At 62.3% G+C, this 13,982-nt stretch carries 12 protein-coding genes; all 12 read right to left on the reverse strand.

All coding sequences use genetic code 11. The features are described 5' to 3' along the window. Positions 1-62 precede the first annotated feature (62 nt). Positions 63-2,150: a 3-hydroxyacyl-CoA dehydrogenase NAD-binding domain-containing protein gene (locus SGRAN_RS14020; protein WP_067184611.1), complete on the reverse strand. Its 2,088-nt coding sequence runs from the start codon at positions 2,148-2,150 to the stop codon at positions 63-65. Next, positions 2,143-3,282 (reverse strand): acyl-CoA dehydrogenase family protein, encoded by a 1,140-nt coding sequence (locus tag SGRAN_RS14025; protein WP_067184612.1) that lies wholly within the window; start codon positions 3,280-3,282, stop codon positions 2,143-2,145. Before SGRAN_RS14025 ends, SGRAN_RS14020 begins: the two co-directional genes overlap by 8 nt. A gap of 2 nt (positions 3,283-3,284) precedes the next feature. Next, complete coding sequence (locus SGRAN_RS14030; protein WP_067184615.1) at positions 3,285-4,478, reverse strand: acyl-CoA dehydrogenase family protein; 1,194 nt, start codon at positions 4,476-4,478, stop codon at positions 3,285-3,287. Positions 4,479-4,493: 15 nt separating this feature from the next. Further along, positions 4,494-5,702 carry a 3-oxoadipyl-CoA thiolase gene (locus SGRAN_RS14035; RefSeq protein WP_067184616.1) on the reverse strand — a complete coding sequence of 403 codons (1,209 nt, stop codon included), beginning with the start codon at positions 5,700-5,702 and terminating at the stop codon, positions 4,494-4,496. A 4-nt stretch (positions 5,703-5,706) separates the two neighbouring features. Further along, positions 5,707-6,924, reverse strand: coding sequence for a CaiB/BaiF CoA transferase family protein (locus SGRAN_RS14040; protein ID WP_067184623.1), 1,218 nt, complete (start codon positions 6,922-6,924; stop codon positions 5,707-5,709). 189 nt (positions 6,925-7,113) lie between these two features. Beyond that, positions 7,114-8,541 (reverse strand): aldehyde dehydrogenase family protein, encoded by a 1,428-nt coding sequence (locus tag SGRAN_RS14045; RefSeq protein WP_237233512.1) that lies wholly within the window; start codon positions 8,539-8,541, stop codon positions 7,114-7,116. A 34-nt stretch (positions 8,542-8,575) separates the two neighbouring features. Beyond that, the gene (locus SGRAN_RS14050) at positions 8,576-9,121 is read right to left on the reverse strand and encodes a 3-phenylpropionate/cinnamic acid dioxygenase subunit beta (protein ID WP_067184627.1); all 546 of its coding nucleotides are present in this window, start codon (positions 9,119-9,121) and stop codon (positions 8,576-8,578) included. Positions 9,122-9,145: 24 nt separating this feature from the next. Beyond that, a complete protein-coding gene (locus tag SGRAN_RS14055; protein ID WP_067184628.1) occupies positions 9,146-10,528 on the reverse strand; it encodes an aromatic ring-hydroxylating dioxygenase subunit alpha in 1,383 nt (460 codons plus the stop codon). Between the two features lie 33 nt (positions 10,529-10,561). Then, complete coding sequence (locus SGRAN_RS14060) at positions 10,562-11,329, reverse strand: HpcH/HpaI aldolase family protein (RefSeq protein WP_067184629.1); 768 nt, start codon at positions 11,327-11,329, stop codon at positions 10,562-10,564. 5 nt (positions 11,330-11,334) lie between these two features. Then, a complete protein-coding gene (gene hpaH / locus SGRAN_RS14065) occupies positions 11,335-12,138 on the reverse strand; it encodes a 2-oxo-hept-4-ene-1,7-dioate hydratase (protein ID WP_067184635.1) in 804 nt (267 codons plus the stop codon). Between the two features lie 4 nt (positions 12,139-12,142). Next, positions 12,143-12,997 carry an alpha/beta fold hydrolase gene (locus tag SGRAN_RS14070; RefSeq protein WP_067184637.1) on the reverse strand — a complete coding sequence of 285 codons (855 nt, stop codon included), beginning with the start codon at positions 12,995-12,997 and terminating at the stop codon, positions 12,143-12,145. A gap of 57 nt (positions 12,998-13,054) precedes the next feature. Continuing rightward, complete coding sequence (gene hcaB, locus SGRAN_RS14075; RefSeq protein ID WP_067184641.1) at positions 13,055-13,867, reverse strand: 3-(cis-5,6-dihydroxycyclohexa-1,3-dien-1-yl)propanoate dehydrogenase; 813 nt, start codon at positions 13,865-13,867, stop codon at positions 13,055-13,057. Positions 13,868-13,982: the final 115 nt, after the last annotated feature.

Consider the following 13,982-nt stretch of genomic DNA (forward strand, 5'->3'; position numbering starts at 1 on the left):
GCGTTCGAGAGCCGGCGCATTGCAGTAGGCTGGCGCGACCCGCCCAGAGCGGGCCGCCGGCGCTAATCGGAGGAAAAACCGCGCCCTTCCGCGGCAAGCTGACGCAACAATGCAGAGGGTCGAAGCGATTCCAGCCCTAGCTCGTCAGCCAGATCTTCAAGATAGCGGGCAATCTCTTGCAGTCCTACCTGATCGGCAAGATACATCGGGCCACCGCGCCATGCGGGCCAGCCATAACCGTTGAGCCAGATGACATCGATATCGCTGGCCGAATTGGCGATCCCTTCTTCCAGTATCTTCGCCCCTTCATTGATCATTGGGTAGACGAGCCGCTGAACGATTTCCCGATCATCGAAGCTGCGGCGAGAAACACCACGATCAGCGGAAATTCGTTCGATCAGCTGCGAAACATCCTCATCGGCATGGGGCGTGCGATCCCCTTCTTCATAGCGGTAGAAGCCTTTGGCGGCCTTCTGTCCGAAGCGCCCCATTTCGCAAAGTGTGTCCGCCACCGGCGCGGATTGGCCGGTTGCCTGGCGCATCCGCCAGCCAATATCGAGGCCGGCCATGTCGCTGGTCGCGAACGGCCCCATGCGAAAACCGAATGCGGTCAGCGCCCGGTCAACGTTCTGCGGAAGAGCGCCTTCCAGCAGCAGCTGCTCCGCCTGGGCATTGCGCACCGCCAGCATCCTGTTGCCAACGAAGCCGTGGCAGACGCCGACCATTACCGGCAATTTGCCCAGCACCGAGCCGAGCTTCATCGCCGTCGCCAGCACGGCTGGATCGGTGGCCTCTCCGCGAACGACTTCGAGCAGCCGCATGACATTGGCCGGGCTGAAGAAATGCAGGCCCAGAACATCTTCCGGACGGCCGCTGGCATTGGCGATCTCATTGACGTCGAGATAGGAAGTATTTGTTGCCAGGATCGTGCCCGCTTTCGTCAATTGCCCGAGACGACCGAAAATGTCCTTCTTCAGCGCCATGTCCTCGAACACCGCCTCGATGACGATATCCGCTTCGCCAGTCGATTCCATATCCAGACTGCCGTGGATCAGCTTCAGGCGCGCGTCGCGCGCATCCTCGCTGAGCGAGCCGCGCTTGACCGAAATGTCATAGTTCTTGGCAATCCGCTGAAGCCCGCGATCAAGCCCGTCCTGCCCGGTTTCGATGATGGTGACGGGAATCCCCGCATTGGCGAAGCACATCGCGATACCGCCGCCCATTGTCCCACCACCGATGATCGCGGCGCGATCAATGCTGCGCGGCTGGGCATCAGCCGCCGCGCCAACCGGCCGGACCGCGCGTCGCTCGGCGAAGAAGACATAGCGCAAGGCCTTGGAGCGCGTATCCTCGACGAGGCTGAGGAAAGCGGCGCGCTCCTTTGCCTGACCTTCCGCAAAAGGCAGATCGAAAGTTGCCCGAACCGCTTCCACGCAGGCCGCAACACTGGGGTGCCCGGCGTTGCGCTTGAGCAGCGCCGCAGCTGTCTCTTCGAACTCCTCGCGTGCACCCTGCGCGTCCGCATCCCGGCTGCGGCGCAAACCTGACTGCGCCAGCGACCGGGCCATGGCGATCGCCTGTTCCAGCGGGTCGCCCTCGCAAACCGCATCGGTCAGACCGGACGGGGCAGTACCACCGGCGGTGACTGGCTCTCCGTCGATCATTAGCTTCAGAGCCGCGGCCGCTCCGATCAGTCGCGGCAGACGCTGCGTTCCGCCCGCGCCCGGGATCAGCCCGAGTTTGACTTCGGGCAAGCCCAGCTTTGCGCCCGATTTCGCGACCCGGGCATGGCAGGCCAGCGCCAGTTCCAGGCCACCACCCAATGCCGTGCCGCCAATCGCGGCGACGACTGGTATTTCCATGGCTTCGATCTGTTCGAGCAGGTCCGGCAGCACCGGCGGCACCGGAGGCTTGCCGAATTCGCTGATGTCAGCACCCGCGATGAAGACCTTGCCCTCGGCGGCGACCACGACAGCCTCGACAGAGGGGTCCGCACCGGCCTGCGTAACAGCCCCTGCCAGTCCGGCCCGCAACGCAGCGCCGAGTGCATTGACCGGTGGATTGGCGATGGTCAGGACCGCAACGCCATCCGCTGCCGCGTACCGAACCGGGCCGTGTTCATGCCCGTTGCCATTGCTCGCATCAGCCATTGAACAGCCCCCGCGAGCGCGACAGGTGGTCCAGACAGTGCTCTGTGTCGGCAAACATCCGCCCTATCACCGTCAACCGCTTGAACAAATGACCCAGCTTGTATTCCTCGGTCATCCCGATGCCGCCATGAAGCTGCACGGCCTGTTCGCCGATAACCCGCGCGGATTCGTTGATCTGCACCTTCGCTGCGAAAACAGCGTCCCGTCGCGTGGCGGGCGGTTCCTCCAGGTTCATCAAGGCAAAAAAGACCATGCTGCGGGCCTGTTCCAAGGCGATGTACATATCCGCCGCGCGATGCTGGAGCGCCTGAAACGACCCGAGCGGTACGCCGAACTGCTTGCGATCCTTGAGATATTCGACGGTCATCCTGAGCGCTTCGTCCATCACACCGATGGCTTCGGCGCAGATTGCGGCCAACGCTTCGTCAAAGGCAGCGTCAATCGTCGGCGCTGCCGATGCCGAGACCAGCGCGTGCGCCGGAACGCGGACATCGTCAAAGCGCACTTCCGCCACGCGCATGCCGTCTGGCATCCGGCCACCTTTTCTGACGATGCCATCGGCCTTGGCATCCACCAGGAACAGCCCGATGCCATCCGCGCTTGCCCGCTCTCCCGCAATCCGGGCTGATACGAGCAGCCTGTCCGCCGCCTCGCCGTGAAGGACAAGGCTCTTGCAGCCGTTGAGGACATAACCATCGCCGTCCTGCCGCGCATTTGTCGCAACGTCGTGCAAATCGTAGCGGGCCTGCGGTTCGCCATGCGCCACGCCAAGCAGCAGTTCGCCCGTCGCCATGGCCGGGAAGATCTCGGCAGGCACGGCCTGATTGCCCGCATGGCGCAGCAAGGCCGCCGGCAAAACGATACCGGCAAAATAGGGTTCGAGCGACAGTGCCCGTCCCAGCGTTTCCATGATGATCATGGTTTCTGCCGGACCGCCGCCAAAGCCGCCGTATTCTTCGGGAACAGGCAGACCGAGCAAGCCTAGCTCGGCGAAATTTGACCAGATGTCCGTGCTGTAGCCTGCCGGCTGGCGTTGAAAACGCCGCCTGCTCTCGAAGTCATAGGCATCGGCCATCAGACGCTCGACGCTGTCGCGCACCATGCGCTGTTCATCGTTGAGATCAAAGTTCATCGTCACAGCCCCAGAATAGTCTTGGCGACGATCGTGCGCTGAATTTCGTTGGCACCGCCGTAGATCGACAGTTTCCGCAAGTTGAAATAGGTGGCGGCGATGGATTCGATGCCGGCATCGGCACTTTCGTTCTTCCCGTGTTTCGCATCCGGCTCGGCATCGCTCAGCGCCAGCGGCCCCGCGACATCCATCAACAAGGCGCTGGTCGCCTGCTGCAATTCGGACCCGCGCACTTTCAGGATCGAGGAGAGTGGATTGGGTTTGCCATGCTCGCCCGCCGCTTCGCTGACGACGCGCAGAACGGTCATTTCCAGAGCCTTGGCCGCGATTTCGGCGCGGGCCAGCTTGCGGCGGAAGGCATCGCTCTCGATGATAGGCCGCCCGCCGGAAAGAGAAGCAGTCGCGAGTTCGCGCACGCAGCGCAGGCGCATCTTGCTGAGGCCGACGCGCGCCTGCCCGTGGCGTTCATTGCCGAGCAGGAACTTGGCATAGTCCCAGCCCTTGTTCTCTTCTCCGACCAGATTTTCCGCCGGAACGCGCACCTCGTCGAAGAAGACCTCGTTCACTTCCACGCTGCCATCGATCAGTTCGATCGGACGCACCGTCACGCCAGGTGTCTTCATGTCGACGAGCAGGAAGGAAATTCCCGCCTGCTTCTTCACCGAAGAATCAGTGCGGGCGAGGACAAATATCCAGTCCGCATGCTGACCCAGCGTTGTCCAGGTTTTCTGACCGTTCACCACCCAGTGATCGCCATCGCGCTGCGCTGTTGTCTTCAGACTGGCGAGGTCAGAGCCCGCTCCGGGTTCCGAAAATCCCTGGCACCACCAGTCGTCAAGATTGGCAATCCGCGGCAGGAAACGACGCTTCTGTTCTTCCGAACCAAAAGTGTAGATCACGGGGCCAACCATGCTCGCCCCGAACGACAGCGGCTCGGGCGCAGGATAGCTCTGCACTTCGTCGCGGAAGATCATCTGCTTCACCGCATCCCACCCGGTGCCGCCCCATTCGACGGGCCAGTGCGGGACAGCCCAGCCTTGCTTGTTCAGCACCTGTGTCCAGGCGGCCAGCTCGGCCTTCTCGACCTCCTCGCCGTGATACAGCTTACGGCGCACATCATCGGGCACGTTCGTTTCCAGAAACTCCCGCACCGACTGGCGGAAATCGATCTCCTCTGCGCTGAAACGAATATCCATCAGGGCCTCCAACTCTTACGCCTCGACGCGCTCAATGATCGCCGCGATCCCCTGACCGACGCCGATACACATCGTGACCAGGGCATAGCGCCCCCCGACCCGGTGCAGCTGGCGCGTTGCGGTCAGAGCCAGGCGAGCGCCCGAGCATCCAAGCGGATGGCCCAAGGCAATACCGCCGCCATTGGGGTTGAGACGTTCGTCATCACCGGCCAGACCGAGCTGCTGGCAGCAGCCGAGAACCTGCACTGCGAAAGCCTCGTTGATTTCAATGACGTCAAGATCGGCAAGCCTGATCCCGGCCCGCTCCAGAACCTTGCGCGTGGCCGGCACCGGTCCCAGCCCCATGATGCGCGGCGGCACACCCGCCACCGCCCCCGCGACGATCCGGGCAAGCGGCCTCGCCCCGGCGCGCTCGCCGATCGCCGTCGAACCGATCAGCAGAGCCGCAGCACCGTCATTAATCCCGCTGGCGTTCCCGGCAGTGACCACGCCGCCCTCGAACAGCGGTCGCAGGCTCGTGAGCTTCGCCAGTTCGGTATCGGCTCGCGGGTGCTCATCGTCAGCAACAGCGACCGGCGGTGTCTTGCGCCCGGTCGAAACCTCGATCGGCAGGATCTCTTCATCGTAAAAGCCAGCCGCCTTCGCCCGCGCGTATTTCGCTTGCGAATTACAGGCGAACAGATCGCCGTCTTCGCGCGTGAGGTCCAGTTCACGCGCAACATTGTCAGCCGTTTCCGGCATGGAATCATTGCCATAGGGGTCGGTGATCGCCGGGTTGGGGAACCGGCTGCCGATAGTGGTATCGTAGATCTTCGCGGCACGGCTGTAGGCACTTTCCGCCTTTCCCATCACGAAGGGCGCGCGCGACATGCTCTCAACGCCGCCGGCCACGAACAGCTCACCCTCACCGCAACGCACGGTCCGCGCGGCATCCAGCACCGCCGCAAGCCCCGATCCGCACAGCCGGTTGACCGTCTGGCCCGCGGCCTCCACCGGCAGACCTGCAGCAAGGGCGATATGCCGCGCCACATTGCGGCTGTCCTCACCCGACTGGGTGACATTGCCCATGATGACATCTTCGACCTGCGCGCCATCGAACGACGAACGCGCCACGAGCTCTCGAACCACCTTGGCCGCGAGATCGTCCGGACGGACAGATGCCAGCTTGCCACCATACCGCCCGATTGGCGAACGAATACCGTCGTAGATATATGCGTCCAACATCCTCTTACCTGCTTTCGCTAACAGCGCCATCGGCCAGCAGTCGGGCGATCTCGTCTTCCGAGTAGCCCGCGTCACCGAGGATCGCCCGGCTGTCCTGCCCCCATGCGGGAGCCGGCGTCTTCGCTGCACCTGGCGTTCGCGACAGCTTGACAGGAACGCCGGTCGATTGTTCGTCCGGCCCCAGCCTCACGCGCATGTTCCGGTGGTCGGTGTGGGCATGGCTGAACGCTTCAGGGACGGAGCGCACCGGGCCAGCCGGCACGCCCAGCGCCAGCAATTCGTCGCACAGCTCGTCGGCCTGTCGTGCGCCGATGGCCTGCTCCAGCAAGGGACGCAGTTTGTCGCGATTGACGGTGCGGTCGCCATTGGTGCGGAAGCGGTCGTCATCGGCCACGCCATCAAGACCCAGATGGTCACAGAATTTGCGAAACTGGCGGTCGTTACCGATGCCGACGAAGATATCCTTGCCGCCGGCAGCCGTGAACTTGTCGTAGGGGAAAATCGTCAAATGCCCGCTGCCGACCAGTTGCGGCTCGCGGCCATCCATGAACCAGTTGGCCGCATGGGGATGCAGCAGGCTCAACGCGGAATCGTACAGGGTCGATTCCACACGCTGCCCCAGCGAGGATCGGTTGCGCTCGGCCACGGCGAGCATGATGCCGATTACCGCGTTCAATCCGGCAGTGATGTCGACAATGGAGATGCCCATGCGGGTGGCACCGGTGGCGGGATCGCCGTTGACGCTCATCACGCCGCACATCGCCTGGAGCACAGCGTCATAACCGGGCATACCGCCGAGCGGGCCATCGTCGCCAAAGCCGCTGATCCGGGCATAGATGAGCTGCGGAAACTTCTCCTTCAGCACATCTTCGTAGCCGAGGCCCCAGCGCTCCATCGTCCCCGTCTTGAAGTTCTCCACCAGCACGTCCGCGTCTTCAAGCAGCCGAAGCAAGACATCGCGCGCTTCGGGACGGGTGAGATCAAGCACGATGTCGCGCTTGTTGCGGTTGATGCCGACGAAATAGGCGCCGGTACCTTGCGAAAAGGGCGGCCCCCAGGTGCGCGTTTCATCTCCGGCGGGCGGCTCGACCTTAATGACCTCGGCGCCGTGATCGGAGAGGATCTGGGTACACAGCGGCCCCGCCAGAACGCGCGACAGATCGACGACATTCAGCCCCGCAAGGGCTCCAGCACCCGGCTCGCCTCCGGCCTTCGTTTTCATCGGAAAATCCCTCTCGTGGCGCTGACTAAAGGCAGTGTTGCCAATGCAGCGATCTCGCTTGTCTGTTGTTCGACCGAGAACATGCGGCAGGGCCTGCGCGTTTGAAAGGCGAGGTCGAAATACCCAAGATCACAGCGGGTAATGATCTGCTGCCTCGTCACCGCCGCGCGCCTGGCGGGATCGCGAGGATCAGCGGATGATCGCCTGTATCCCGGTATATTCGAGCAATACCTCCTTGCCGTTCTCGACCCCGATTCCCGACTGCTTGCGCCCGGAAAACGGGATCGACGGCGAAAGGATATGCGCGGTGTTGATCCACACCGTTCCGCTTTCGATACGCACGGCCACCTCTTCGGCCAGATCGGCATCCTTGGCCCAGACAGACGCCGCCAACCCGTATTCGGACTCGTTCGCCCTGCGGATGACCTCGTCAATATCGTGATAGCGCAGCAAGGGAACGACCGGACCGAAAGGTTCTTCCTGCACGATCCGCGCATCCTCGGGCGGGTTGTCGATAATGGTCGGGGCGATGAAGAAGCCGGGTCCGTCGAAGCTGCCCGGTTCAGACAGAAACCCGAGACCCGCGGCGCGGGAAGCCGCAATCAGTCCCCTTACCTTGTCGTACTGGATGCGGTTCTGGACGGGGCCAAGCACCGCGCCTTCCTGCTCACCAGGTGCAGGAGCAGTCGAACGGGCAATCTTGCCGATCGCAGCAGCAAAATCGTCGTAGATCGAGTCATGGACGTAAATGCGCTTGGCCGCGACGCATAGCTGGCCATTGTTGCGAAATGCCGCCCAGAACAGCTTCCCGGCGGTTTCCTCCACATCGACATCGGGCAGCACGATGGCCGGATCGTTACCGCCCAGTTCGAGCGTCAGCCGCTTCAGATTGGCCGCGCTGGAGCGCATGACCGCACGGCCCGTGGCGGTGGAGCCGGTGAACGCGATCTTGTCGATTCCCGGATGTTCCGAAATCCACGGACCGAGATTGTCCCCGCCCGATAACGCGTTCACGAGGCCCGGTGGAAGAATATCGATCAGGGCTTCACATAGTTTGAGCGTCGTCAGCGGCGTGAAGGGCGAAGGTTTCAGCACCACCGCATTGCCGGCCAGCAGCGCGGGAGCCAGTTTCCACAGCGCCATCGAGATCGGATAGTTCCACGGCGCGATCGCGCCGACCACGCCCAGAGGAACGCGGCGGACCGTAACCTCCTGCCCACCGGGTTCGGTGTGCCGTCCGACCGGCAGGTCCTGTTCGGCATAAAAACGAAACCACTGCGTCGCACGGAGAATTTCTCCGCGCGCATCCGCGAGTGGCTTGCCCTGCTCACGCGTCAGCAGGAGTGCCAGAGGCTCGACGATGCTCTCAATCCGGTCCGCAATCGCCCGCAGCAGGGCCTGCCGCTCAGCGATTGGCGTGGCCTTCCAGCTCATAAATGCCTGACGGGCAGAGGCGATGGCTGCGTCGAGCTGATCGGCGGAACAATCAGGCGCATGGCCGACCGGCTGCTCGGTCGCCGGATTGATGACCTCGATGGTCTTTTCCGAACCTTCGGTGCGACCATCGATGACCATCCGGAAGTCGCCCAGAAAGTCGATGTCATTCTGCCTTGTCATCAGCTTCTCACTCCCCTCTACTCTGCCCTCGGCATTACAGAAACGCGTTGAGGTTCTTGCTCAACAGCGTGTTCTGATTGAGGTGAATCGTGCGCTGGACAAGTTTCAGGCCTTCTGCGGTGCGCCGCCAAAGATCCTTGCGCTTGCCGACCTGAATGTCCTCGTCGCGCTCATTGCGTCCGCGACACAGCAGAAAGGCGGAGTAGACGACATATTCATCGCCCTTTTCGGTCAATTCCACTTCGACATTGCCGATCAGGTGAGTGTAGCGTGTGGCCGGATCTTCGGACCAGGCCGTCCCGGTCTTGAGGCGCGCCAGACGCTTGATGATGTCGTCGCGATCGTCGTTGAAATAGGCCGCCCGCGTAAGATCTTCGATGATGTTCGACTTGTCGGCGCGGAACCGCGTTTCCATGTTCGGCATGAAATAATGCAGGTCTTCGGCCAGCATCTCGACCCATTCATCATAACGTTCGGCATCGAGCAGTCGCGCCTCGCGAAAGAGCAACTGCTGGATTTCGATAATCAGGTCCGCCGTGGGCATCCTCGATGCCACGCGTTCCTTGGCAAGCTCGGTCATGTCATCCTCCGATATGCTATGGGGTCAAAGGCTCTTGAGGCCTTGGGGAAGGTCGCGCGTCTCGCGACCCTTGAGCCGGTTACTGCGCCGGTCGGGAACGTCGTCCCAGCTTTCCGCCGTCATCAGGTCGTGCCAGCGGCGATGGAATTCGCGCTGGTTGGAATCGGCGAACTGGCCACGATGAACAATGCCGGGCAACTCTGCGTGATCATCCTTGCGACTGATGCCGCAGCCGTAGTGCAGTCGGCCCTGCCGGGTGACGTAGCCCTTGTTGGTAATGGTGCTGTGTTCCCAGTTCTCGCCATCGTCCATTTCGAACGTGCCGCTGGGGCCGAAGGTCTGCATTACCGCCTTGGTGATCTCGTCCTTGATATCGTCGGGCATGTCGCGATTGACGATCGTCCAGCTGCGAACCTCCGTCATGGTCGGTCCCTTCGGCAACCAGGTACGGAAGGTGGAGATGCCGGGCAGGTAGGACAGGTTGGGAAACACCGAAGCCGATGCGATCGAACCGAAGATCTGCGAGCGCAGCGCGCCCAGCCGCTTTTCCATCCTCGGCTTCAGGACATCCATGAAGTATTCGGTCACTTTCGGGCGGCCCAGCAGTGCGATATCGCCGATGCCATCCAGCCCGAATTCCAGCCCGTGCCCGTTGGCGCTGCTGTGAAAGGTATTCTCGAAATCGATCGGCGGGAAGGCCATGCCGCCGGTCATCGCCTTCGAAGCCGAGTCATGCGTCCAGGCGGCATGATAGGCATCGCCGACGAAATTCTCCGCGGCCACTTTCCAGTTCATCGGGATCATGAACTTCATCGTCCCGCCGACCAGTTCGGAACCGCCTTCATCGCTGTCCAGAATGCAATCCAGATACCAGCGATAGTCGCCGAGATAATCCTCCAGACTGGGAGCGCCGGGATCGAAGGTGGCGAAGATCAGGCCCTTGTAGACGCCGACCTTGGCGACCGGCTGCATGCCCCATTCGCTCTTGTCGATATCGCCCGGATCATACACTTCCTCGGCATTCATCCCCATCAAATTGCCGCCGATATCGAAGGCCCAGCCGTGATAGTTGCAGACAAAGCGTCGCGCATTGCCGCCATCGGCATGACACACCTTGTTGCCGCGATGTGGGCAGGAGTTGATGAATACGCCAACCGACTTGTCCCGCTGGCGGGCAACGATCACGCCGTCCTCGCCCATATAGGTGGTCACGAAGTCTCCCGGATTGGGAATCTGCGATTCATGAGCGACGAACAGCCAAACACGCGCGAAGATCTGGCGCATCTCCTCCTCGTAAATGTCCCGATCGTAGAAGACCTTCCGCGAAACCCAGCCTTCATCCAGATTCATCAGGGAATCATATTCGATATGGGCGCCGCCGTGCTCAATCTTGGTGCCAACGTTCATCCTCGTCTCCATTCAAAAAGTCATGTCAGCCGTTCAGCCGACGGCATGAGTTTTCGCCAGGTTTTGCGCTTGCGCGGCCAGCAGGCTCGCATCGAGCCCGACCGCATTCAGTAGTGCTCCGCGTTCCGTCGCCTCCCGCAGCATTTCCGGGTCACGAGTCAGAATGCCAGGAGCCTTGCCAGCGGTCCGGATACGGTCGATCACGTGCAGGATTTCCCTGGCGACATCGGGATGGGCAGGCTGCCCGAGATGACCCAGAGATGCCGACAGATCTGCCGGGCCGATGAACACGCCGTCGACCCCCTCGGTTCCGGCGATGGCATCGATGTCGTCGAGCGCCTGCCGCGTCTCCACCTGCACGATGATGGCGATCTGTTCGTCGGCCTTGTGAAGATAGTCGGGGATCAGGCCCCAGCGCGCCGCCCGCGCGCCGCCCACGCCGCGTTCGCCGCCCGGCGGATAGCGGCAGGCCCGCACGATGGCGGCAGCCTCCTCCCCGCTCTGCACCATCGGCACCAGCAGCGACTGGACGCCCATGTCGAGATATTGCTTGATAATAACGGGATCGGCTGAAGGCACCCGCGCAACGGCCTGTGTGCCCGGATAGCCGGAGATCGCGCGCAACTGCGCCAGCACGCTGTCCAGCGAATGCGGTACATGCTCGCCATCGATCAGCAGCCAGTCAAACCCCGCCGCCGCACAGATTTCGGCACTGGTCGCGTCACCAAGGGTGAGCCACAGGCCGATCTGCCGCTTTCCCTGAAGCAATGCCTGCTTGAGCTGGTTTTGCGGGTTTTCCATGGCGACTATTCGAACCTCACGTTGATCGTGCCGAGCGGGCCGTAATCGGCGCAGATCTGGTCGCCGCTTTCGACCGGAACGATCCGCGTGAACGAACCGGCCAGCACCAGTTCTCCTGCCGCCAGATATTCGTCCCAGGCGCTCAGCTTGCGGGCGAGCCAGACGATGCCCTTGGCGGGATGGTTGAGCACCCCTGCTCCCACGCCGGTTTCCTCGACCACGCCATTCTTGAGCAACGCCGCGCCGACCCAGCGCAGATCGAGCGCATCGGGCCGCACCGGGCTCGACCCCACGACGATGCCGGCATTTGCCGCATTGTCGGCAATGGTATCGAGCACTCTCCGCTGGGAGCCGGTTTCGGGATCGATACGCTCGATCCGCGCATCGATGATTTCCACCGCCGGAACCACCCATTCGGTCGCGCCGAGCACATCGAAGATGCTGACATCCGGGCCGCCCAAATCCTTGTTCAGGACGAAGGCAAGCTCCACTTCCACGAAGGGCTGGATGAATCGGCCGGGCGCGACGGTGCTGCCATCGGCAATCACCATATCGTCCAGCAGCACACCGTAATCGGGCTCGGTGATATTGGCGATCTTCTGCATCGCGCGCGAGGTCAGGCCGATCTTGCGACCGATCTTGCGGCGCCCTTCCGCCAGCTTGATCCGCATCCATTCGCGCTGCACGCGATAGCTGTCCTCGAACGCGATGTCGGGAAAGCGCTGCGAAAACTGCTTCGTCTGCACGCCCGACCGTTCGGCCTCGTGCAGTTCGGCGGCAAGTTCGCGAATGGTTGCGTCGTCAAGCACGGGATCAGCGGGCCGTTTCGAGGAAGTGATTGCGAATGATCGGCAGCATCGCGTCCCAGCGCTGGATTTGCGCCCAGTGGCCGCAACGGTCGAGCACGAAGAGTTCGGCGCGCTGGAGATGTTCCAGCAGATAGAGGCTCGCCTGCAGCGGGATCACGCGATCATGGCGGCCATGGACCAGCGCGACCTCATGCGGGATCCGCTTGAGCGCGGATGGCGGCACGACCAGCGCGGGCATGCCGGTCTTCATGCTTTCGAACATAACTTCCTGCACCCGCCGGACTTCCGGATCGGTCGCGATCTTGAAGCGCTCCTGCGTGATTTCCTCAAGGTTGGGGACGAGCGACGGATCGTAAACGAAGCTGTTGATGACCTCGCGATAGCGCGGCAGGCGCGGGTCGGCGTAGAAGTTCACCAGCCGTACCAGTTCGGGCGTAGCGTCCATCTTGGCGCCAGCCGGCCCCATGGTCATGACCTTGTCGAAGCGGTCGGGCTGTTCCATCAGCATGTGCAGCGCCAACGCGCCGCCCATCGAATTGCCGACAATGTGGGTTTTCTCGATCCCCAGTTCATCGAGCACGCCAAATGCCTGCTCGATCCGCAGCCCCATCCAGGTCACGGCATGGGGCGGCAGCGGGTCGGGAATTTCGCTCTGGCCAAAGCCGGTCATGTCATGCGCGATGACATAGAAGTCCTTCACCAGATCGGCGAAGCAATGGCGCCAGTTCGATCCGGCTGAAGCGCCCGGACCGGCCCCGTGAACCAGTAGCAGCGGCGGATTGGCAGGATCGCCGCCGATCATCACATGGGTTTCGTATGGCTTGGTCGGCAAACGCTTTTCCACGAAAGCTTCACTCATTTGATCTCTCCTCTTGTCCCTTCCGGGAGGGTGTCATGCTGGATTGCGGGATCGGCACTACAGGCCTTCTCCACCCCTCACGCCAGTAATGCCGCGCACGCCAAAGCCGCCATCGGTATTGATGATCGCCCCGGTGGTCACCACTGAGTCATCCGAGGCGAGCAGCACGTACGGCCCGCAATATTGCTCAGGCATGGGCGAAACCTGCAGCGGCGTGATATCCTTCAGCAGCGTATCCAGCCCGTCCATCTGGCTAAGGCTCTGGCCGGAGGTGCCGGTTGCCGAAAGACCGCTCAATTCGGTTTTCATGCCCCCCGGGGCAACCGCGTTCACCCTCACCTTGGGGGCGAGTTCATGCGCCAGCTGCTTGACCAGTCCGACCAGCGCATGCTTCGACGCCGTATAGAGCGGCCCGCCACCGCCAGCGTAGAAGCCAGCATTCGAAATCGTGAAGATCACGCTTCCGCGCGACCGCACGAGTTCGGGCAAGGCCGCCCGTACGCCCAACAGGCCGCCCTTCACGTTGACTGACATCAGTTCGTCGAACGCGGCGCCGATCTGGTCGCCTTCGTATTGCGCCAAGGGCTGGAAGAAATCGAAAACACCTGCATTGGCAACGAACGTATCCAGCCGCCCGAACTTCTCGACAGTGCGCTGCACCGCCGCTGCATTGTCAGCAAAGCTCGCAACGCTGCCCGTTACGACGCAAACCGAATCCCCAAGAACCGCAGCCAACTCCTCCGCACGCCCGGCATTGACTTCAAGTACGCCGACCTTTGCCCCTTCCGCGACAAACCGCTCCACCAGCGCGCGCCCTATGCCCGCGCCACCGCCGGTAATCAAAGCTACCTTGCCGTCTAGCCAACCCATGCAATCCTCTTCCTGCGAGCGTCTTGCGGCTCGCGCTTCTTTATTTGCAGTCCAGCCCGGGCTCGCGAAATTTCGCTGATGCGGTTACGTGCATGCCAGGCTTTGCTGATCGCAG

Origin of the sequence: Sphingopyxis granuli, assembly GCF_001559015.1 — a bacterium.
In the GTDB taxonomy this organism is placed as follows: Bacteria; Pseudomonadota; Alphaproteobacteria; order Sphingomonadales; family Sphingomonadaceae; genus Sphingopyxis; species Sphingopyxis granuli.

Excerpts from the sequence above, each read along its gene's own strand:
- SGRAN_RS14020 (WP_067184611.1), bottom strand. The coding sequence starts at position 2,150 with ATGGCTGATGCGAGCAATGGCAACGGGCATGAACACGGCCCGGTTCGG.
- SGRAN_RS14025 (WP_067184612.1), bottom strand. The coding sequence starts at position 3,282 with ATGAACTTTGATCTCAACGATGAACAGCGCATGGTGCGCGACAGCGTC.
- SGRAN_RS14030 (WP_067184615.1), bottom strand. The coding sequence starts at position 4,478 with ATGGATATTCGTTTCAGCGCAGAGGAGATCGATTTCCGCCAGTCGGTG.
- SGRAN_RS14035 (WP_067184616.1), bottom strand. The coding sequence starts at position 5,702 with ATGTTGGACGCATATATCTACGACGGTATTCGTTCGCCAATCGGGCGG.
- SGRAN_RS14040 (WP_067184623.1), bottom strand. The coding sequence starts at position 6,924 with ATGAAAACGAAGGCCGGAGGCGAGCCGGGTGCTGGAGCCCTTGCGGGG.
- SGRAN_RS14045 (WP_237233512.1), bottom strand. The coding sequence starts at position 8,541 with ATGACAAGGCAGAATGACATCGACTTTCTGGGCGACTTCCGGATGGTC.
- SGRAN_RS14050 (WP_067184627.1), bottom strand. The coding sequence starts at position 9,121 with ATGACCGAGCTTGCCAAGGAACGCGTGGCATCGAGGATGCCCACGGCG.
- SGRAN_RS14055 (WP_067184628.1), bottom strand. The coding sequence starts at position 10,528 with ATGAACGTTGGCACCAAGATTGAGCACGGCGGCGCCCATATCGAATAT.
- SGRAN_RS14060 (WP_067184629.1), bottom strand. The coding sequence starts at position 11,329 with ATGGAAAACCCGCAAAACCAGCTCAAGCAGGCATTGCTTCAGGGAAAG.
- SGRAN_RS14070 (WP_067184637.1), bottom strand. The coding sequence starts at position 12,997 with ATGAGTGAAGCTTTCGTGGAAAAGCGTTTGCCGACCAAGCCATACGAA.
- hcaB (WP_067184641.1), bottom strand. The coding sequence starts at position 13,867 with ATGGGTTGGCTAGACGGCAAGGTAGCTTTGATTACCGGCGGTGGCGCG.